Consider the following 21,083-nt stretch of genomic DNA (forward strand, 5'->3'; position numbering starts at 1 on the left):
ATGATTTTGAGTTGGATCTGTCGCTGCTATCCGGATCCAAGCTTTTGACGGAGTCATGCCATGAAATCTATTTCCTCCCTCGCTGCGCTGAGCGCGGTGGTGGTCCTGTTATCTGCCTGCAGCAGTGCGCCCAAGGCGACTGCTCCCGAGTCGTCCCCTGTGGCGACCCAGGCCCCTGCTCCGGCAGCCCCGGCGGCCCAAGCCCAGTCTGCGGTGGCCCAGGTGGTGGTGCCTGATTACCTGGACCCGAACAACCCCTTGTCCAAAGACCGCAGCGTGTACTTTGGCTATGACGATTTCAGTGTCGCCACCAAGTACCAGCCCGTGGTTGAACGCCATGGCAAGTATCTGGCTCAACATGCCAGCGTGCAGATTCGCGTCGAAGGCAATGCCGACGAACGCGGCAGCGCTGAATACAACCTGGCGCTGGGCCAAAAGCGTGCCGATGCCACTGTCCGTGCCTTGCGTGTGTACGGTGTGAAAGACAGCCAGCTGGAAGCTGTGAGCTGGGGCAAGGAAAAGCCCCGTGCCGAAGGCCACACCGAAGCGGCCTGGGCCGAGAACCGCCGCGTCGACCTGGGCTACCCAAGCCACTGAGCGTCACTCTTGGGTCGGGGTCCGTCCCGGCAGGTACAGATCTTTACCGGCGGGACGGAGCTCGTGAAGACAAACGCGCTGCGCTTGTCTTCAGAACGCAGTCAAGCTGCGTGCCAACCAGGCCTGATGCCTAGGTCTGTCCCGCCTGGGGGCGCAAATGTTGGCTCAGGCTCGTTTGCGAGCAGCAACGCGCCATTCAGTCGAAGCCCGGATAGGCGCCCGTGCCTTCGGGCCAGGGGGTCAGCACTTCGAACCCGGTTTCGGTCACCGCGACCATGTGCTCCCACTGAGCAGACAGGGAGCGGTCGCGGGTGATGACGGTCCAGCCATCGGCCAACTCGCGGGTTTCGCGTTTGCCAGCATTCAACATGGGCTCGATGGTGAAAATCATGCCGGGCTCCAGGCGCAGACCTTGACCGCGTTGGCCGTAGTGCAGCACCTGGGGCTCGTCGTGGTAGACCTGCCCGATACCGTGCCCGCAGTACTCGCGCACCACACTGAAACGTTCTCGGTGGGCCACGGTCTGGATGGCATGGCCCACGTCGCCCAGCGTGGCCCCGGGGCGCACCTGAAGGATGCCGGCTCGCATGGCCTCATAAGTGGTGTCGACCAGCCGGCGCGCCAAAGGGCTGGGCTTGCCCACGCAATACATGCGGCTGCAGTCGCCAAACCAGCCATCCTTGATCACGGCGACGTCGATGTTGACGATGTCGCCGTCTTTGAGCACCTGCTGCTCTGATGGGATGCCATGGCACACCACGTGGTTGATTGAGGCGCAGATCGTTTTGGGAAAACCGTGGTACCCCACATTGGCGGGCACGGCGTTTTGCACATTCACGATGTGGTCATGGCAGAGGCGGTCCAGGGTTTCGGTGCTGACACCGGCTTGCACGTGGGGCGTGATCACGTGCAGCAGATCGGCTGCCAGCGCGGCCGCGATGCGGGCCTGAGCCAATTCGGAGGCTGTGCGGAGAGGGACTTTGCGATTCATGGTGCCACCGTGCTGGGGGTTCTGGGGGGGAGTGCTTCAGGGCGCATCAGCCAGGTCAGCCCCTGCTCACCGGTCTGGGCGGCGCGAAGCAATGCTTGACAGATGTCGCCGTAGCGAAGGTCAGGGTGGAGTTCGGACAGCATGCCGATGCGGATCCAATGCTCGGCCTGGGCGTTGATGGAACGACTGAGGGCGTCGCTGGCAATGCGCAACTCCTCATGAAGCGTCTCTGAGATCTTGACCAGGCCCATGGAGGCACCCTATATGATTTATATACGAATCGTATTCTATTTATATTTTTATACCCTCCTCCCTCTGTGGGCATGGGGTTTGGCCCCCTTTACCTTGAACGGTTTTGAAGACTTTCCGGGTGCGTGTCGAAGATATCAATTTGACGCTTATGTGTAATGTGCATCGGTAGATGGCGGGCTTCTCAACGCACCGTTAGCTATCACCGATCGACCATTCAGCGCACGGTCGTTCGCCAATTGCGTCAAATTTGGGCATTCCAGTTGATTCAGGATTTCCCCAATCGTTGGCATACCTGAGGTTGAGGGGGCATTTGATGGGGCTATATTCAGGTTTTGCCAAATTGCAAGTACGGCAGATCTCGTAAATGCCATAAATGACACCTTTCAAACGACTCCGACTCCTGTTGATCACAGGACTTGCGCTCAGCAATGTGTTGGTGGTGCTCGTGTCAGGCTACGCCTTGCAGCAGACTTGGCAACAGACGCAAATTCGGGTGGCCGTCCAGACGCAGAACGTGGCCAACGCGATCGATCAGAGTGTGTCGGACAGCATCGACAAGATCGATCTGGTGCTGCGCGGTTTTGTGGATGATGCGCAAGCCCAACTACAACGGGGCAGTCTGGATGAAGACGCGCTGCGAGCCAGCATGACCCGCTACGAGCAGCGCATGCCCGAAGTTGAGTACTTTCGCATCACAGACCGGGACGGCTTCGTGGTGGTTGGCAACCAGGTCAACAAGCATGAGAAGGTCAGCGCGGCGGATCGCGATTACTTCAAGGTTTTGAGTCAACAGCCTGACATGGGCCTTTATGTGTCCAAGCCCTTGGCAGGCAAGATCATCAAGATCCCGATGATTGTGTTTGCCCGGGCCTTCAAAGACCCGGCGGGCCGCTTCGCCGGCCTGGCCTACGGCATCATCAGTGTGGAGCATTTCAGGCATCTGTTGTCCCGTTTCCAGATGGGGCCGCATGGCAGCGTGATCCTGCGCGATCAAGATCTGGGCTTGATCGCGCGCGCACCAGCCATTGCGGAAGACCCCGCAGGACAGATCGGCAATCAACAGGTCTCGCCGGAGTTGCGATCGGGCGTGGCTTCTGGCGTTCAGGCGGACACCATCCTCAACTCGGGAGGGGGCGATGGCGTTCAGCGCACCATCACTTTCCATCGCTTGGCCAAGGCACCGATGATCGTCATTGCCGGGCTCGCCACCCAGGATTACCTTGCATCATGGCATCGAGAGTTGTTCAAGGCAGCAGCTGTTGTGCTGAGTTTCCTGACGCTGTCCATTCTGTTTGCCTACTTCTTGCTGCGCATGATCCAGCGGGGCAAGGCCCTGGAGTTGGCGCACGAGGCCGCGCTCAACCGTCTGCTCAAGATCGCGAGTCGCTTGCCTGGCATGGTGTTTGAGTTTCAGATGACCCCCGACGGGGCCTTCAGTTTTCCCTACGCGAGTGATGCCATCCGGGACATCTACCGCCAGGATCCGAAGGCCGTTCGTCACGACGCGAACGCTGTCTTCGAGGTGTTTCACCCTGATGATGTCGAGTCGATTCGCAGTTCATTCATGCGGTCTGCAGACGAACTCACGCTGTGGCAGCACGAATATCGCGTGCGTTACGCCGATGGCACTGAACGTTGGTTGCTTGGCAACGCCAAGCCTGAGCGAGGCTTGGATGGCACGGTCACCTGGCATGGCTTCATCACGGACATCACCAAGCGGAAACAGGTTGAATCGGCGTTGGTGGAGAGTGAGGCTTTGTTCAGGTTGATCTTCAATCACAACCTGGATGCGGCCTTGCTGACGAGACCCAACGGCACCATCGTGTCCGCGAACCTCGAAGCCCAGCGCATGTTTGGCTACAACGAAGAGGATTTCAGGCATTTGGGTCGGGAGGGCTTGGTGGACGCCAGTGACCCTCGGCTGCCTGCGGCCTTGGCCCAACGTGCCAAGGAAGGCTGGTTCCGGGGGGAGTTGACCATGATTGCCAACGATGGTCGCCGGTTTCCGGCCGAATTGTCATCGTCGGTCTTTCGCAGCAGTGATGGCAGCGAAATGACCAGCCTGCTGATCCGTGACATCACCGAACTGAAGCGGCTTGAGCAACAACTGCGCATCGATGCCACGGTGTTTGAATCCCAAGAGGGCATGCTGGTCACCGACGCCCAGGGCACGATCCTGCGGGTCAACAAGGCGTTTTGCGCCATCACTGGCTACGGCGCCGATGAGGTGGTGGGGCAGACCAGCCACATGCTCAAGTCTGGCCGCCACGATGCGGCGTTCTACATTGACTTGTGGCGCAAGCTCAAAAAGCATGGCTACTGGGAGGGCGAGATCTGGAACCGCCGCAAGAACAACAGCATCTATCCCGAGTGGCTGACGATCACGGCGGTCAAGGGGCGCGATGACCAGGTGATGAACTACGTGGGCACCCTGACTGACATCACGGTGCGCAAGCAGGCTGAAGAGGAAATCAAGACACTTGCCTTCTACGATCCGTTGACTCAGTTGCCGAATCGACGCCTGCTGCTGGATCGCCTGCACCATGCCATGGCTGCCAGCTCCAGGAGCGGCCAGTCATGCGCCCTGTTGTTCATCGACCTGGACAATTTCAAAACCCTCAACGACACCCGTGGGCACGACGTAGGGGACATGTTGCTGCAACAGGTGGCGCAGCGGCTGCGCACCTGTGTGCGCGAAGGCGACACGGTGTCGCGCATCGGTGGGGACGAATTCGTGGTCATTCTGGAAGGCCTGCCTGCCAACGCCCTGGACGCGGCCAGTCTGGCCGAGCAGGTGGGAGAAGAGATTCGCCGTGAGCTGGGCCGCCCGTACATGCTTGGAGGCCACAGTCACCACAGCAGCCCCAGCATCGGGGCGGCCATGTTCAGCGGACACCAGTTCTCCAGCGATGAACTGCTGAAACGGGGTGATCTGGCCATGTACGAAGCCAAAGCCGCCGGACGCAATACCCTGCGCTTTTTTGATCCGCAGATGCAGGCCCAGGTCAGTGAACGGGCCCGCCTGGAGGCCGAGTTGCGCCAGGGCTTGCGTGAACACCAGATGCTGCTGCACTACCAGCCCCAGGTCGATTTGCAGGGGCAGATCGTGGGTGTGGAGGCCCTGGTTCGCTGGCAGCATCCCAACCGTGGCCTGGTCTTTCCAGGGGCCTTCATCGGTCTGGCCGAGGAAACCCGGCTCATCCTTGAACTGGGCGAATGGGTGCTGGAAACGGCCTGTTGCCAATTGGCTGCCTGGGGCCCTCTACCCGCACGCTGTGAGTTGAGCATTGCCGTCAACGTCAGTGCGCAGCAGTTTCACCAGCGGGACTTTGTGCAGCGTGTGCAAGGAAGCCTGGAGCGAACGGGCGCCGACCCGAGGCGACTGAAGCTGGAACTGACCGAGAGCCTGTTGGTGCAAGACCTGCCCGATGTGGTGCACAAGATGAGTCAGCTGCAGGCTCTGGGAGTTCGTTTCTCGTTGGACGATTTCGGCACGGGTTACTCATCGCTGGCTTACCTCAAGCAACTGCCGCTGGACCAGTTGAAGATCGATCAGTCTTTTGTGCGGGACGTGCTGGTCGATGCAAACGCCGCCACCCTGGCGCGTACCATCGTGAGTCTGGCTGACAGCCTGGCGTTGCAGGTGATCGCTGAGGGCGTTGAAACGGTTGAGCAACGTGATTTTCTGGAGCGCAGTGGTTGCCGCTATTTCCAGGGTTACTACTTCAGCCGCCCTCTTCCGCTGCCCGCATTGGAGGCCCTGCTGGGCGACCCTGCTCACCGCTCAGGCCCCCCCGCACGCTGAACTGAACCGGCAGGGTGCGCTCAACGCTGGGGGCGCTCAGGCCTCGCTACCTGGTTTGCTCTGTGGCGGGTTCTGCGACAGCCAGACATCAAAGGCTTCCTTGGCATTGCGCCGCAGTGCCGGCTTGAAGGTCTCTTTGTCGCTCAGGTACAGGCAATGACGGATCACGGTGTAGGGGTTGAATTTGAGGCCGTCATTGCGCTCTTCAAAGTACTGTTTGTAGCGCTTCACGGTTCCGATCTGGTGGCGCACCATCGAATTGAATTCACTGCGGCTGATGGTGACCGACCAGGATTTGATGCTGTCAACAAATCCATCAACCTTGGCGGGTTCGAAGACAAAGTCCTTGAAGAAATGGTTCACGATCTTCAAGAAGGTGAAGGCATTGAGCTCGCTGGAGGCATGAGCATCACGCGCGGCGATCCGACCGTCGGGTGGGGCATCCTGCAAGGCAAACTCATCGGGGGCCGACTGCAATCCTGCCTCGGTTTCATCGCGGATCTGTCGAAACTCCCGATCTGCCAATTCAAACAGGGCCGCCAACACATTGATGCGGCGTTTGAGCGGGCTGGGGATTGATTTCTTGTACTTGATCTGGTGGTCCAGCACGCTCCAGGAGTCCTGGATGATGGTGCGCACCTGCAGTTCGAACTGCGCGACAGGCAGCTCAAATCCAGCCTGCAGCCCGACATCCTCGGCTCGATAGGCCAGGTCAAGGTGCAACCCCTTGTAGCCAAAGGAGTCATCAGTGCCTTCAACCTTGGCGATCTTGTCAGTGATCTCGATGACATTGAAGCAAGGCCTGATGAGCTCGGCCACCTTCCAGATTTCATCTTCATACAGGCAAACCACCCGCAGCCCGATCAGATCAGTCAGGTGATCGCTTATTGAATAGGGCTGATTGGCTTCTTCCAGCGCATAGCGGTATTTGCTGGTGAATTTGCGCAGGCACTCGTCCTGGTCTTTCACCCGGCCTTCCACCTTCACACCCGCGATGCCGTTGCCTCGACTCAACAACTCGCCAATCTGCTTTTGCAACCCCAGGCAAATGGTGCTGAGCCGTGAGGACTGGGCCACATAGAACGCGGTGAAAAGCTGTTCTTCCTGTTCGAAGTGCAGGGACGCCATGGGGAATAACGGGTGAATTGAACGGGGTCGGGGTCGTCACGGGGAGCCGTCTGGCCAGCTGTCACGGCCTGCCGCAATGGCGCAAGCCTTGCAAAGGCCGGTTCCCCATTTTTGGGGTACTTTACACGGGCTACAGCACTCGCAGTCTCAGAATGAGGCCCAGCCTGCGTCCCCTGTCGGGGGCGCGGCGGCAGTGCCTGGATCCGGCCGCGGATCGGGGCGGGTTGTGGCGCGCCGCTCAGGGCCCTGGTAGGGCATGTTGGGGGGCAGTGGTGAACGGGTGGCCCTGGGCGTGGTCACGCTAACGGCGGGCCTGGACCCGCCTTGAGGCCCTTGGGCCAGCTTGAAGACCGCGACCGATTGCACCAGGCGTTCGGCCTGGGTGCGCAGGCTGATGGCGGCGGCGGCCGACTCTTCAACCAGCGCCGCGTTCTGTTGGGTGGCGTGGTCCATCTGCGCCACCGCCTCGCCGACCTGGCCCAGGCCCGCACTCTGCTCGGTACTGGCCGAACTGATTTCACCCATCAGCCGAGCCAGTTCCCGAATGGCGGCGACCACTTCGTCCATGGTATGGCCCGCTCGATCCACCAGGGCACTGCCCTGCTCCACCCGCTCGACGCTGGCGCTGATCAGGCTCTTGATTTCGCGAGCCGCCTCGGCGCTGCGGCTGGCCAGGCTTCGCACCTCGCCCGCCACCACGGCAAAGCCCCTGCCCTGCTCTCCGGCGCGGGCCGCCTCGACCGCCGCATTGAGCGCAAGGATGTTGGTCTGGAAGGCAATGCTGTCGATGACCGCGATGATGTCACTGATTTTTTGTGAGCTTTCGTTGATGCCCTTCATGGTCTGCACCACCTCGTGGACCACCACGCCCCCCCGCTCGGCCACTTGAGAGGCGGTCCTGGCTCGCTCATTGGCGTTGCGGGCCGTCTCGGCGTTTTGCTTCACGGTGGATCCCAGTTGCTCCATCGACGCCGCGGTCTGTTGCAGCGCAGAGGCCTGCTGTTCGGTTCTGGAGGACAGGTCGTTGTTGCCCTGGGCGATTTCGGCACTGGTGTTGGCCACGCCGTCGGCGTTGTGGCGTACCTCGCGCACAATCCCGGCCAGATGGGCTTGCATGTCAGCCAGCGAGCGCAGCAAAAGGCCCGATTCGTCCTTGGCGCTGCTTTCAATGGCCTGGGCCAGATCGCCTTTGGCGATGGCCTGCGCCACCTGCACCGCCTGACCGACTGGCAGGGTGACCGAACGGGTGATGCGCCAGGCCAGCCACAAGCCCACGAGCACGGCGGCCAAGGCACTGCCACCCAGCCAGTAAAGGCTGCGCTCAGCCAAGGCCAGGCTGTCTTGGGTTTCTGCCTCGACCCGTTGGGTGACGGCCTGTTTGAGCTGGGTCAGCCGCTGCTCATAGGCCTTGAAAAGCGGTTGCAGACGCTGGTCAACCTGGTCGGCTACGTTCTGGCCGCCGTCTTGTTGCTTCTGGAGTTCTGCGCGGGTCACGCGGTAGGCCTCTCGGGCCTGCAGCGCGTGGGCGAAAGACGCCTGTTCGGGGCCAGGCAGCATCAAGGATCGGGTGCGCTCAATGCGCTGGCTTTGCGCATTGACGACCGACGCCATGTCACGTCGGGTCTTGTCAAGGTACGCCGGGTTGTCTGCCTTGAAGCTGGCTTCTGTGCGCAACCAGTTCATCTGCAGGTCATTGAACCATTCCTGCACCAGGGCTTGACGCTCCATTTCGACGGTGGAAAGGGCTTGATTGGCTTGTCGCAGTGCCTGGATCCGGGTCATTCCAAGCACCGTGATCAACAAGGCCATCATCAGCAGCAGCCCGAAGGCAAAGGTCAGTCGAGCACCCAGTTTCCAATCGTTCCAGCGCATGCATACCCCCTGTACAAATCGATTTGTATCTGCGCTCAATGTAACTTCATTGCGCCTTATCAGGCGTTCTTTTTCCTGACCTGTCCGCGTACTGTTGTGCACCGGCATACGCTGTCAGCCATGATGGCCGCCCTTGCTCAAGGGCTGGCGTTGCTCCTGGTTCAAGGGCAGATGTAAAGGCCTTGACCGCCCGAATTCTTGGCCTCGTACATGGCCGCGTCGGCCAGGGCCAGCAGTTGCGAGGGCTGCCTGCCATGCTTGGGATACAGCACCACGCCCATGCTGGTGCTGACCTGAACCACCTCACCCGAGGGCAGCTCGATCGGTTCACGCACACTGGCCAGTGCCCGCCGCAAAATCGGCTCGCATTCCGTGAGGTTCATGATGGGGGTGATCAACATCACAAACTCATCGCCCCCCAGGCGCGCCACCGTGTCGTTGGCCCTGACGGCGGACTGCAGCCGGCGTGCCACCTCCTTGAGCAGAAAATCACCCGCGCCGTGCCCATGGGTGTCATTCACCGGCTTGAAGCCATCCAGATCAAGGTAGCAGACCACCCCCATGCCACCCACTCGATCGTCGAGCGCAAAGGCCTGCCGCATGCGATCAGACAAAAGCAGGCGATTCGGCAGCCCGGTCAGCGGGTCGTGAAAGGCGATGTGTTCGACCTGCTGCTGGTATTGCTTCATTTCCGAGATGTCCTGCATCAGCCACAGGGACACCCCGTCAGCCTCGGAAAGCTGAAGGCTGTTCATGTCGATCCAGATGGGGTCCCCATTCTTGCGAGCCAACTGGACCTGTTTGCGGAAATGGGCGCCGCTGCGGATCAGCGGGTAGGCCTCGCGCCCTATCTCCTCGTAAGAGGCATCGTCCAGGTACAGGCAACGGGCAGGCTGGTCCAGCAACTCGTCCGGGCCATAGCCAAAGATGCGTTCCAAGGCCTTGTTTTTCCAGATCAGTCGACGGTCCTTGAATTTGGCCAGGCCCACCAAGTCGTTGTCGAGCATGGCCTTCTGTTCATGGACCAATGCACGCATCTGGGTGCGGACACCATAGAGTTCGGTGATGTCGTGCATCACTGAGCGGCTCATCAAAAACCGTCCCTGGTCGTCCCGCAGGGCGGTGGACGAAACGCTGACCCGGCGTCTCACCCCGGTTGCGCTGATCAGGTCACACTCGATGGCGCGACTCTGCTCTTCATGCTTGAAGCGCTCATAGTGATGATTGAATTTGCTTCGGTCCTCTTCATTGAAGAAGTCCGTCGGTCCCAGGCGATGCAGCACCTCCTCAGCCGTGCAGGCCAGCCAGGACAAGGTCACCTGATTGAGTGCAATGAAGCGGCCGTGTTCATCCAAGGAGCAATAGCCACATGGCGCATGGTCATATAAATCCTGCAGGCGCTCGGCCGTGGCGCTCAACTCCTGCTCCAGCAATTTCTGTGGCGTGACGTCGCGCCCGACCGTCAACACCTCAATCAACTGTCCCTGGCTGTCAAAGGTGGCCCGGTTGTTGAACTGCGCCCAACGGATCGTCCCCTGCCCATCCAGGATGCGGTTCTCGACCGTGACCACCGGATAATCAGGCTTCAGCTTGCTCAGTTCAGCGGTCACCAGCGGCAGATCTTCAGGGAGCACCATCGGAGCCCATGCAGTGTTCAGCACCGCGTCCGCGTCGACACCAAACAGCCTGCAAAATGCCTGATTCACATAAGTCAGGCGATGGTCATGGCTGTAGCGGCAGATGAGTTCCGTCTGATCTTCCAGGATGGACCGGTAGTGCTGTTCACTCAGGTACAGCTGCTCGGTACGCTCTGCAATCTTCTGCTCCAGCGTGGCATTGGCTTGCTGCAATTGACGGCGACGCTCAATCAAGGTGCGTGTCATGCTGCGCAAGGACCAGCTCAGGCGTTGCAGTTCGGCGCTAGGCGTATTCATTTCCAGGTTGACGTCTTCGTCACCCGCCTCGATCCGTTGAGCCGCCTCTGCCAGCACCTCGATCGGGTGGCTGAAACGGCGGGCCAGCACGTAGACTAGCCCCATCACCAACAACAGCAATGCAGCAGCCCCCAACAGCATCCGTTGGCGCGCCTCTTCGACCGGGGCGAGCGCAATGGCCAGGGGTTGGCGCAAGACCACCCGCCAGCCAAGGTCGGTTTCGGTGCGGCTGCGCACGCGCAGCGCGCTGGTCAGGTAGTTTTGGTCGGTACCGCCCCACTGGGTGACCGCATACGGTTGTTCGTCCACCAGCAACGAAAATGGTGCCAATGGTGCGCCAATGGCACTGTAGGGATGCAAGATTTCGCCGCGGCCATCCAGAATGAACACCTCGCTGCCATTCAATTGAGCAGCCCCACCTTGGGCGGAGCGGATCACCTCGTTGATCCAGCTCAGTGTCACGTGGGCGGCTATCACACCGCGCACCTGGCCATCACTGGCCCGCAGCGGCGCAGCAAAATCAAGAAAACGCAGAGGTTCGGAACTGTCCTGCGGCGGAAGCAGGCGCTCCAGCATGACGGCTTGGTGGGCATCGCCTACGTAACGCCCCTGCTGACCGCCGCTGAACCAGGGACGTTGGCGCACATCGGCTCCGCGCAAAAGTCCCGCTGTCGCTGCTTGCACCTGTCCTTGAGCATCCGCCACGCCGATCCACGAATAGTTCGGAAACGAGCGTCGGATTTCGTTCAGGTAAGGCTCAATCCAATCTGCACTCAAAGGACCGGTCTGGAAATTGGGCAGGCGCGAAAGCATCGCAATCTCTCGGTCACGCTCGTGTAGGCTTTCTGCCAGGGCGTTGGCGACGGCCTGTGATCGTTGATGAAGGGCTTCACCCTGGTCCTTGGTGATGCGTTCTGTCAGGTACTGGCCCATGTAGAACTCACCGAGGCCCACAACCACAAAGTAGAGCGCTCCAAAAATCAGGGACAGCTGCATCCAGAAGGACCCGAACCAAGAACGGGGGCCTGTCATCTCTGGATTGTTTGCTCCCGGCGGTTTTAGGTTGACCATTTGTAGATTTTCGCTTGATCTGCCTTGGTATGACAGGTTAGCACCCACCGCCTTGAAGTGGCAGGGATAAAACCACCTGGTCTTGCATTGGGAAGTGCATGAATCACGGAGGCATGCCACGGGATGCCTTGGGTTGGTCGGTTGATTTTTGTACCTGCTATAAAACCCATGCACATTACATTTAAAACATAGAAGCCAAACCCACGCCTTGCACTGCCCGTGGCGCAAGGCGCCCGGACAGCCCAGCAAACCGAACCCCATGCTCGCGTCTGCCTCGCCCTTTCACAGGGCCTCCGCCGATAGAAATCGGCCTCGCGCCTATTTCAGGTTCTCTGCAGACATCAACACCACTTTGTCGACCGCAAAGTTCACCCGGATGCTGCGTGTTGAGTCACCCCATTGGCAGGATCGAATCCCCAAGGTCTCATCACAATGGGCCGGGTCACCCACAATTTGCCGAACCTCGTCGTAGGTCTGCCCAACCTTGATGCGGTTGTAGTTCTCAAGGCTGACCTTGTTGCCACAGGCACTCAGCAAGGCCACCCCCAACACCACACAGGCCCCCTTGGCAAATTTGAAACATTCAGACATCACACCTCCTAGTTGAACAGGCCTACAAGCCAGCGATCCAAAAGCAACTCGCCCCTCGACTCAGCGCTCGGAACCCATTGATCGCCTCATTTTGGCCCCCGGTCAGCGCATCAACGCCATACAGCGGGTCTCAATCCGCCAAATTGAACACATCAGCCCTCATTTTCTCTGCCCCTCCTCCAAACTCAGATATAGACCATCGGATACATCTTGGTATGCTTGTATCAATATCTAAAAGTAGCCGGTGTGCCCTGCCTGCAAAGGCAAACAACCGGAAATGGGAGTGTCATCGAAATGATTCGCGCGCGAGAGTTCGCTCTCAGTGATCGCCTGCTGGACTGGAGCGCCACCCTGCCGTGGTGGCTGGATTGCGTCGTGGCCGTTCTGTTGTTTGCCTTGCTCCAGACGCTGAGCCAGAACGCCCATCAACCCCTGCCTCACTCGACCTCCCATGAGGTCTTGACAGACATGGTGCTTTACGGCCGTTATGCCGTGCCTGCCGTGTTCCTGATCATGGCCGCCGCTTCGTTCTGGCGCCGAAACCAACGCCAACGTCTTTTGCAACAGGCCGCCGTCAACCCGGCGGCCGACGTGTTGAACCAACTCAATCGGCGGGACTTCGAACAACTGGTCGCCGAGGCATTTCGCCTTCAGGGCTACGAGGTCGATGACATGAACGTCCACGCGCCGGACGATGGCATGGATCTGGTGCTCTGGAAAGACGGCCAGAAATCCCTGGTCCAGTGCAAACCGTGGAGGTCGTACCGTGTGGGGGTTGAAGTGGTCCGAGAGCTGACCGGCATCATGCACGCGGTGGGGGCCGATTCGGCTTTTCTGGTGACCTCAGGCAACTTCACCCGTGCGGCCCGTCAATTCGCGGCGGGCCGCCCGGTCAGGCTTCTGGATGGACAGGCCCTGCGCCATTGGATTGCCCATGTGCGCTCAAACCCGGTCACCCAGTCAAAGAGCACCCAGCAGGCCGCGCCGGTCCGCTCGAAATCGGGCCTGCTTGCCGTGCGCCACGGAGAGGTTCAACCCCCGCTGGATGCCGCCGCGCTGCTGGCTCTGGCGCAAGCCCGTGAAGCCGTGATCCCCTCCTGCCCGCGCTGTGGCAAGGCCATGCAACGCCAGGCAGCACGCCTGGACACGTCAGACGAACAATCCTTCTGGGGCTGCACCGCTTTTCCCGCCTGCCGAGGCGTGAGGGACCTGCTCCAGAGCCCCACCCACTGACCCTAACGGCAGCAGATACCTCCCATTTGGCACGGTGGTGACAGGGGCGAGCCTCCGCCGATCTGCAAGCACCTTCGAGCCGCGACATACTTGGCGGGATGGAAAGGCCACCTGATGCCGATCCCCACCGCATTCAAGACGCGAGGACCGCTTGCAAGAACAACACGCCCCCAAACCCAAAGACCCTCTCGATTACCCCTTTGAGACGGTACCGCCGCGCGGCACCACGCTGGAGCTTGCCCCCGGCGTGCACTGGATCCGCATGCCACTGCCCTATGCACTGGATCACATCAACCTTTGGGCGCTCGACGACGACGCCGGATGGGCGATTGTCGACACCGGCACCCGCACCGACGAAAACGCCCAGGTCTGGCGCGAGCTCTTTGCCCATGCACCAGACCAGCGCGGCATCACCCGCATCTTTGTCACCCACATGCACCCCGACCACGTGGGCATGGCCGGCTGGCTGACACGCAAGTTCAACGCCCGCCTCTGGATGACCCGGCTCGAATACATGAGCTGCCGCGTGATGGTGTCCGACACCGGGCGAGAGGCCCCGCCCGAGGCCATCGAGTTCTTCCGCCAGGCTGGCTGGGGCGAGGCCGCCATCGAACGCTACCGCCTGCGCTTTGGCAACTTCGGCAAGCACATCCACGCGCTGCCCGAAAGCTTCAGGCGCCTGCGCGACGGCGAGACGCTGCGCATCGGTCAGCACGACTGGCGCATCATCGTCGGCACGGGCCACTCACCTGAACACGCCTGCCTGTATTGCGCCGACCTGAAGGTGTTGATTTCAGGCGACCAGGTGCTGCCGCGCATTTCCTCCAACGTCTCGGTCCACCCGACCGAACCCGACGCCGACCCCATGAGCGAATGGATGGCCTCGATCGAGAAACTGCGCCGCGAAGTGCCCGATGATGTGCTGGTGCTGCCCTCGCACAACGAGCCCTTTCGGGGCCTGCACTTGCGCCTGGACCGCCTTGCCGAAGGCCAGCACAAAGCGTTCAACCGCCTGCGTGAAGCCTTGGGCAGCGAGCCGCGCCGGGTGGTGGACGTGTTTGGTGCACTGTTCTCGCGCCCCATCGCCGAAACCGACACCGGCCTGCTGGGCATGGCCACCGGTGAAACCCTGGCCTGCCTCAACTACCTGATCGGCCGTGGGGAAGCCACCCGCACCTTGCGCGATGGCGTCAACTGGTATGCACTGAAAACTGCCTCGGCGGCCTGATACGGACACGCCCGATCTGGCGTCAAAGTGCAGAGCCGGGCCTCGGCAGGCCCTGGCTGGCGGGGGCGATCAGTCCACCAAGCCCACGTAGACGTTTTGCACGTCATCGTTGGCATCAATGGCGGACAGGAAGGATTCCACCTCCTCCAGTTGCTCTGCGCTCAGGTCCGAGGCCTTCACCGGGTTTTTGGGCTTGTAACCCAGCTTGGCGCTCAGCACCGTGAAACCATGTGCAGGCAGGGCACGGCTCACCAGGTCCAGATCGGTTGGATCGGTCATGAACACGGTCACGCCATCCTCGTCAGCCGGCTCGAAATCCTGGGCGCCGGCTTCAATGGCAGCCAGTTCAGCATCTGCACCCGCCGCAGCGGGTTCGGCCTCGATCAGGCCCAGGTGGTTGAAATCCCAGGACACCGAGCCCGAGGTGCCCAATTGCCCTTTTCGGAACAACACGCGCATTTCCGGCGCGGTACGGTTCACGTTGTCGGTCAGGCACTCCACCATCACCGGAACGCGCTGCGGACCGTAACCCTCGTACATCACATGCTCGAAGCTGACGTTTTCACCCGTCAGACCAGCGCCCTTCTTGATGGCCCGCTCCAGCGTGTCCTTGGGCATGGACACCTTGCGTGCCTGCTCCACCACCAGGCGCAGGCGCGAATTGGCGGCCGGATCAGCACCGCCGCGAGCGGCCACCATGATTTCCTTGGCCAGCTTGCCGAACAGCTTGCCTTTGGCATCTGCAACCTGTGCCTTGCCTTTTGCTTTCCACTGCGCGCCCATGTCTGAAATTCCTTGTGTTGTCGGGCACACCGCGGTGCCCATTGGGGGTCAAGCCTGTGCTTTTTGCGAACTGCACACAAGCCCTGAAGGGGGAAGGTTATACACCGAGCCGGTCGGCAGACTTGGCTGAGCGGTCAGACTTGTCGCAAATTCCAGCCTCCTGCACGCGCCTTTTCAATCCGCGCACCAAAGCAATACGGCCTACAATTTTGTGGATACATGCTTTCCGAGGCGCCGCCACCGCAGCACTTGGAGCCCAGAACACCGCCGTCAAAACACCATGCTTCACCCTTTTTCTGGCCCCCGGCCCCAGCGCCAGAGCGTTTCCGGCTGGCTGCCCACGGCCTGCCTGGTCGCCGGTCTGCTGGCCAGCGGTGGCGCAACGGCCCAGACCGAGTTCAAGGACATCAAACCCGACGATGTCACCGTGGTGTTTGGGAACGAACAGATCGAAATCAGCCTGGACACCCAGGCCCCCGTTCCCGCCGCCCAAGCCTGGGCGGTGCTGACCGATTACGAGCACATGAGCCAGTTCCTGCCGGGGCTGGAGCTCAGCGAAGTGGCCAACCGCCAGGGCAACACCTTGCGCGTGCATCAGCGCGGCAGCACGCGCGCCGGCATCCTTCACTTTGATTACGAAAACGTGCGTGATGTCAGCCTCACGCCCCAACGCCTGATCACCACCCACGGTGTGTCCGGCGATGTGAAACGGCTCGACAGCAGCACCGAACTGAGGCCCCGCGAAGGGGGGGTGCAACTGCGCTACCACGTCGCTTTCGAGCCGACCCGGCCCCTGCCTTCGTTTCTCGGCAACTCGGCCCTGAAACGGCAAACCGCCGACAATTTCAACGCCTTCATCCGTGAGATGATCCGGCGCCAAGACAACGCATCGCGCCGCAGCGCATCAGGCCCCACCCCATCCAGCAACGCCAGCCCGCCCGACACCCGGGCCATGGCCCCTGAAGGCTCCCCAGGATCCGCACCATGAACAGCCCCATCCACAACGAACTGTTTCACCGCTTCACCGACCTGTTTGCGCAACTCGGCTTGGCTTCCGACCCCCATTCCATCGCGACCTTCATCGGTCACCATGCCCCGCTGGCCGACGACCTGGAACTGGCCGACGCCCCGTTCTGGACCCCCTCCCAGGCCACCTTCCTGCGTGAGCAGCGCTTGCAGGATGCCGACTGGGCTGAACTGGTCGACCAACTGAACCTGGCCCTGCGCTGACCGAACCGGCTCAGCCGGCCAAGGGGGCCGCGCCCGCAAGGCAAGGCAACAGCGAAAAGTCCAGCACCGAGCTGACCATCCCCTGCATGACCGGCACCAGGCTTCGCGCATCGCCCCGGCGCCACTGAAACGCATACTGCAGCGCCCCCAATTCGGGCTCAACCTCAAGGCGGCACAAGCCCAGCCCGTCAATCCAGCCCTCGGGCAGAAAACCCACTCCCACCCCCTCGCGCAACATGCCCGCCACAGCGGCCCAGCTGTTGCACTGGATGCGCTCCCGCGGCTCGGCCAGGCCTTGGGCCAGCAACCAGTCGTCCAGCAAGCGCGTGGTGCCGGCCTGGGGTGGCAACGTGATCAATGGGCAGCGCTCAAGCAGACCTGCCACCGAGGCCGCAGACGAAACGGCCAGATGAGGCGACGCCGCCCAGGCAAAGCGCGCTGCGCCCACCGATTGCGACACCAGGGCGCTGCGCGACGAGCGACCGGCGATCACCGCAAAATCCAACTCGCCCTCGGCCAGGCGCCGTTCCAGCACCCCGCCCACATCCACACAGGCCTCCAGGGTGAGGCCTGGGTGCAAACGCCTTGTCCCAGCCACCAGGGCGGGCAACCAGGTCAATGCCGACAGATCACCCACCCCAAAACGGCAGTGACCTGACAAGGCCCCGGTCTCTGCCAAGCTGCGTCCCAGGTCAGCCACGGCGTTGAGCACCCTCAACGCCGCCGGCAACAGGCGCCGCCCCGACTCGGTCAGCATCGCTTTGTGACCCGTTCGGTCAAACAGCGCCTGACCCAGCGCACCCTCCAGCTCGCTGATGCGTTTGGACAGAGACGACACCGACAGGTGAAGGCGCTCGGCGGCGGTGCTGAAGTTGCTGCAGGTGGCGGCCCACCAGAAAGCCTCCAGTTGCTTGACCGAGGGTGTGGCCATCTATTTTCCATTTGGAGAACATATTTCTTCTGAATATATCGCTTTCTTTCGCCTACATCGGCTTCTACAGTGCAGCTCATTCCTTTGCACAGAAGCCCTCATGCACGCCACGCCCACCCACCCCAACCCAGCCCAAGCGGCCAGCACGGCCTCATCGACCCCGGCTTCCAGGGTGTTGCGCCGCATGCTGTCCCTGCAGGATTTCGAGGCCGCCGCTCGCAGGCGCCTGCCTCGACCGATCTTTGGCTACATCGCTGGCGCTGCCGAGGACAACCGCTCTCTGCAGGACAACCGTGCCGTGTTCGATGAGTACGCCTTCGTCACCCGGGTGCTGCGCGACGTGTCGCAGCGCAGCCAGGGCGTTGAACTGTGGGGTCGACGCTACCGCTCCCCGTTTGCCATCGCCCCCATGGGCATCAACGCCCTGTCCACCTACCGTGGCGACGTGGTGCTGGCCCAGGCGGCACAAGTCGAAGGCATTGCATCGATCATGAGCGGTACCTCGTTGATCCCGATGGAAACCGTGGCTCAGACCTGCCCTGGCACCTGGTTCCAGGCCTACCTGCCGGGAGATCAGGACCGGATCGATGCGCTGATCGACCGGGTCGAGCGTGCCGGCTTTGACACCCTGGTGATCACGGTCGACATCCCCATCTCGGCCAACCGCGAAAACAACATCCGCACCGGCTTTTCGACCCCGTTGCGCCCCAGCCTGCGCCTGGCCATCGATGGCGTGCTGCGTCCGGGCTGGGTGATCGGCACCTTCGCCCGCACGCTGCTGCGCCATGGCATGCCCCATTTCGAGAACTCGTTTGCCACCCGGGGCGCCCCCATCGTGTCCTCCACGGTGCTGCGAGATTTCTCGGCCCGCGATCACCTGAACTGGCAACACCTGCAGCGCATTCGTCAACGTTGGCGGGGCCGCCTGGTGGTCAAGGGGGTGCTCAGCGTGGCCGATGCCCTGGCGGCACAGCAGGCGGGTGCCGATGGCGTGATCCTGTCCAACCACGGCGGGCGCCAGTTGGACGGCGCGACCTCACCAATGCGGGTGCTCGGGGATGTGGTCCAGGCCCTGGGCCCCAACTACCCGGTACTGATCGACGGCGGCTTTCGCCGCGGCTCGGATGTGCTCAAGGCCTTGGCGCTGGGTGCACGCATGGTGCTGGTGGGCCGGCCCTTCAACTATGCCGCCGCCGTGGCAGGCGAGGCAGGCGTGCGCCACGCGATCGGCCTGCTGCGCGATGAGGTGGATCGCAATCTGGCCATGCTGGGGGTGAACCAGCTGAGCGAGCTCGGCCCGGACACCCTGATCCGCAAGCGCTGAACACGCCAACGACTGCCCCATTCAATCAACACGGAGACTGCACCATGACCCTCGTTAACCCCCTCGATTGCGCGACTTCAAGAACCCTGACCCGGCGCACCGGTCTTCTGGCCGCCCTGCTGCTGGCCGCGCCTGCCATGGCTGCGGAGCCCTACCCCAGCAAGCCTGTGCGCCTGATCGTGCCCTTTGCGCCCGGTGGCACCACCGACCTGGTGGCGCGGGCCATTTCCCAGCGCGCCGGCGAAGCGCTGGGCCAGCCCCTGGTGATTGACAACAAGGGCGGCGGTGGCGGCTCGATTGGTGCCCATGAAGCCGCCCGTGCACTGCCCGACGGCTACACCCTGGGGGTGGGCACGGTGTCCACCACCGCCACCAACCCAGCCATCAATCCGCGCCTGCCCTACAACCCACTGACCGATTTCACGCCCATCAGCAACATCGCGGCCACCCCCAACGTGCTGGTGGTCAGCCCCAGCTTCAAGGCGCAAAGCTTTGCCAGCTTTGTGGACGAAGTCCGCAAGAACCCCAACCGCTACAGCTACGGCACCGCGGGCACCGGCTCGATCGGCCACCTGTTGATGGAACTGATGGCCAGCAAGAGCGGCCTGACGCTGACCCACGTGCCCTACCGCGGATCGGGACCGGCCCTGAATGATGCGATTGCAGGGCAGATCCCCATCGTGTTCGACAACCTGCCTTCGGCTCTGCCTTTCATCAAAAGCGGCCGCCTGACCGCGCTGGCGGTGGCCGCCCCCAGGCGCCTGGCCCAGTTGCCCCAGGTGCCCACTTTTGCCGAACTCAAGCTGGAGGAGGTGAACCGCACGGCCTTCTATGGCCTGGTCGGCCCCAAGGGCCTGCCACCCGAGATCGTCAAACGGGTACACGCCGCCGTGCAAAAGGCGCTGTCGGCGCCTGAGGTGCGCCGACAGATCGAGGACACCGGTTCGCAGGTCATCGGCAATCGCCCTGAGGAGTTCGCCCAGGAGATCGCACTCGAAAACGCGGTCTACAAAAAGATTGCGGCCGAGCGCCACATCAGCGCCGATTGATCGCCCCCCATGCCCAAAGCCCAGGTTGCTGGGGCACCAGCGGCCACAGCTCGCTCAGTCACGCATGTGGGCGTATTCCACCAAACCAGCGTACTGCCGGCTTTCGCGGGCCATCAGCACCGACAGGTCTTCGTGCCCGTTGCCCAGCACATTGCCACCTTCCTCCAGCTTGCGGCGCACGCCCGGGTCTTGCAGCACCTCCTGCAGCGCCTGGCTCAGGCGTTGGGTGATGGTGGGTGGCAGGTGGGCCGGGCCCATCAGGGCAAACCAGCCGCTGAGCTCGTAGCCCTTCATGCCCGGCACCTCACCGATCGTGGGCACTTTGGGCAGGGCCGACAGACGCTGAGCGCCGGTGCAGCCCAGCGCCGTGATGCGCCCACTCTGCAAGAAGGGCAGCGCCGCTGGCACCGACAGCATGGCCAGGTCCAGGTTGCCGCCCGCCAGATCGCTGGTCAATGAAGCCACGCCCCGGTAGGGGATGTGGGTCATGAAAATGCCCGCACGCTGCTTGAGCAACTCGCCAGCAAAATGCAAGGTCGAGCCCACACCCGAGCTGCCATAGCTGAGCTGCCCGGGTTTGCGCCGCGCCAGCTCGATCAGTTCAGGCAAGGTCTTGACCGCCGCTCGGGGCCCCGCCACCAGCAACACCGGCGCCGTGGCGATCAGGCCCAGCGGCGTCATGTCCTTCTGGGCGTCGTAGCGCTGGGCCGGGTTGACCAGGCGGGTGGCCACCAGTTCATTGCTCGAACCCACCAGCAAGGTGTACCCGTCAGCCGGGCTGCTGACCACGCGCTGGGCCGCGATGGCACCGGCCGCGCCGCCCTGGTTGTCGATCACGACCGGGGTTTTCAGGCGCTGGCCCAAGGCATCGCCCACCAGGCGCCCCACATAGTCGACCGAGCCCCCGGGCGGGTAGCCGATCACGATCTTGATGGGTTTGTCAGGGTAGGCCGGCTGGGCCAGCGCCGACAGTCCGGGGGACAGCAGGCTGCCTGCCAGCAGGCCGCCCAGTGTGCGGCGATTCAGTGAAAACGGCGAATTCATGCTCATGGTGAGGGTTCCGA

The 21,083-nt window shown here is 62.0% G+C and carries 17 protein-coding genes; 8 read left to right on the forward strand and 9 right to left on the reverse strand.

Annotated features, from left to right (window positions below; translation table 11 throughout):
- Positions 1–60 precede the first annotated feature (60 nt).
- Entirely contained in the window at positions 61–597 is a 537-nt protein-coding gene (pal, locus tag AC07VS_RS15895) for a peptidoglycan-associated lipoprotein Pal (RefSeq protein WP_492345725.1), read from the forward strand.
- Between the two features lie 196 nt (positions 598–793).
- Here pal and map read toward each other — a convergent pair whose 3' ends face one another.
- Together map and AC07VS_RS15905 are read right to left on the reverse strand one after the other, a co-directional pair.
- A complete protein-coding gene (gene map, locus AC07VS_RS15900; protein ID WP_492345728.1) occupies positions 794–1,588 on the reverse strand; it encodes a type I methionyl aminopeptidase in 795 nt (264 codons plus the stop codon).
- A complete protein-coding gene (locus AC07VS_RS15905; protein ID WP_494751436.1) occupies positions 1,585–1,839 on the reverse strand; it encodes a ParD-like family protein in 255 nt (84 codons plus the stop codon). Before AC07VS_RS15905 ends, map begins: the two co-directional genes overlap by 4 nt.
- A gap of 404 nt (positions 1,840–2,243) precedes the next feature.
- On the opposite strand from AC07VS_RS15905, the gene AC07VS_RS15910 reads away from it, so the two are divergent.
- Positions 2,244–5,645: a bifunctional diguanylate cyclase/phosphodiesterase gene (locus AC07VS_RS15910; RefSeq protein ID WP_494751437.1), complete on the forward strand. Its 3,402-nt coding sequence runs from the start codon at positions 2,244–2,246 to the stop codon at positions 5,643–5,645.
- Between the two features lie 36 nt (positions 5,646–5,681).
- Here the strand turns inward: AC07VS_RS15910 and AC07VS_RS15915 are convergent, their stop codons facing one another.
- The 4 genes from AC07VS_RS15915 to AC07VS_RS15930 form a co-directional block, all read right to left on the reverse strand.
- Positions 5,682–6,773, reverse strand: coding sequence for a GTP pyrophosphokinase (locus AC07VS_RS15915; RefSeq protein ID WP_494751438.1), 1,092 nt, complete (start codon positions 6,771–6,773; stop codon positions 5,682–5,684).
- 147 nt (positions 6,774–6,920) lie between these two features.
- Complete coding sequence (locus AC07VS_RS15920; RefSeq protein ID WP_494751439.1) at positions 6,921–8,645, reverse strand: methyl-accepting chemotaxis protein; 1,725 nt, start codon at positions 8,643–8,645, stop codon at positions 6,921–6,923.
- A gap of 161 nt (positions 8,646–8,806) precedes the next feature.
- Positions 8,807–11,911 (reverse strand): diguanylate cyclase domain-containing protein, encoded by a 3,105-nt coding sequence (locus tag AC07VS_RS15925; RefSeq protein WP_494751440.1) that lies wholly within the window; start codon positions 11,909–11,911, stop codon positions 8,807–8,809.
- A gap of 57 nt (positions 11,912–11,968) precedes the next feature.
- Positions 11,969–12,241, reverse strand: a complete 273-nt coding sequence (locus AC07VS_RS15930) for a hypothetical protein (RefSeq protein WP_492345734.1) — start codon at positions 12,239–12,241, stop codon at positions 11,969–11,971.
- 294 nt (positions 12,242–12,535) lie between these two features.
- On the opposite strand from AC07VS_RS15930, the gene AC07VS_RS15935 reads away from it, so the two are divergent.
- Together AC07VS_RS15935 and AC07VS_RS15940 are read left to right on the forward strand one after the other, a co-directional pair.
- Positions 12,536–13,474 (forward strand): restriction endonuclease, encoded by a 939-nt coding sequence (locus AC07VS_RS15935; RefSeq protein WP_494751441.1) that lies wholly within the window; start codon positions 12,536–12,538, stop codon positions 13,472–13,474.
- A 151-nt stretch (positions 13,475–13,625) separates the two neighbouring features.
- Positions 13,626–14,702, forward strand: a complete 1,077-nt coding sequence (locus tag AC07VS_RS15940) for an MBL fold metallo-hydrolase (RefSeq protein ID WP_494657612.1) — start codon at positions 13,626–13,628, stop codon at positions 14,700–14,702.
- A gap of 69 nt (positions 14,703–14,771) precedes the next feature.
- On the opposite strand, the gene AC07VS_RS15945 is transcribed toward AC07VS_RS15940, so the two are convergent.
- Positions 14,772–15,485 carry a YebC/PmpR family DNA-binding transcriptional regulator gene (locus AC07VS_RS15945; RefSeq protein WP_492345737.1) on the reverse strand — a complete coding sequence of 238 codons (714 nt, stop codon included), beginning with the start codon at positions 15,483–15,485 and terminating at the stop codon, positions 14,772–14,774.
- 280 nt (positions 15,486–15,765) lie between these two features.
- Here AC07VS_RS15945 and AC07VS_RS15950 point away from each other — a divergent pair, with 280 nt between their 5' ends.
- Positions 15,766–16,473: an SRPBCC family protein gene (locus tag AC07VS_RS15950; RefSeq protein ID WP_494657614.1), complete on the forward strand. Its 708-nt coding sequence runs from the start codon at positions 15,766–15,768 to the stop codon at positions 16,471–16,473.
- Complete coding sequence (locus AC07VS_RS15955; RefSeq protein WP_492345739.1) at positions 16,470–16,715, forward strand: DUF2789 domain-containing protein; 246 nt, start codon at positions 16,470–16,472, stop codon at positions 16,713–16,715. The genes AC07VS_RS15950 and AC07VS_RS15955 overlap by 4 nt, the downstream gene beginning before the upstream one ends.
- Positions 16,716–16,725: 10 nt before the next feature.
- On the opposite strand, the gene AC07VS_RS15960 is transcribed toward AC07VS_RS15955, so the two are convergent.
- Entirely contained in the window at positions 16,726–17,646 is a 921-nt protein-coding gene (locus tag AC07VS_RS15960; protein ID WP_494657615.1) for a LysR family transcriptional regulator, read from the reverse strand.
- A gap of 184 nt (positions 17,647–17,830) precedes the next feature.
- On the opposite strand from AC07VS_RS15960, the gene AC07VS_RS15965 reads away from it, so the two are divergent.
- Positions 17,831–18,970 carry an alpha-hydroxy acid oxidase gene (locus tag AC07VS_RS15965; RefSeq protein ID WP_494657699.1) on the forward strand — a complete coding sequence of 380 codons (1,140 nt, stop codon included), beginning with the start codon at positions 17,831–17,833 and terminating at the stop codon, positions 18,968–18,970.
- Between the two features lie 44 nt (positions 18,971–19,014).
- Positions 19,015–20,019, forward strand: a complete 1,005-nt coding sequence (locus tag AC07VS_RS15970) for a tripartite tricarboxylate transporter substrate binding protein BugE (RefSeq protein ID WP_494751442.1) — start codon at positions 19,015–19,017, stop codon at positions 20,017–20,019.
- 54 nt (positions 20,020–20,073) lie between these two features.
- Here the strand turns inward: AC07VS_RS15970 and AC07VS_RS15975 are convergent, their stop codons facing one another.
- The gene (locus AC07VS_RS15975) at positions 20,074–21,069 is read right to left on the reverse strand and encodes a tripartite tricarboxylate transporter substrate-binding protein (RefSeq protein ID WP_494751443.1); all 996 of its coding nucleotides are present in this window, start codon (positions 21,067–21,069) and stop codon (positions 20,074–20,076) included.
- Between the last annotated feature and the right edge of the window lie 14 nt (positions 21,070–21,083).

Source organism: Curvibacter sp. GW821-FHT01G03 (assembly GCF_059422285.1).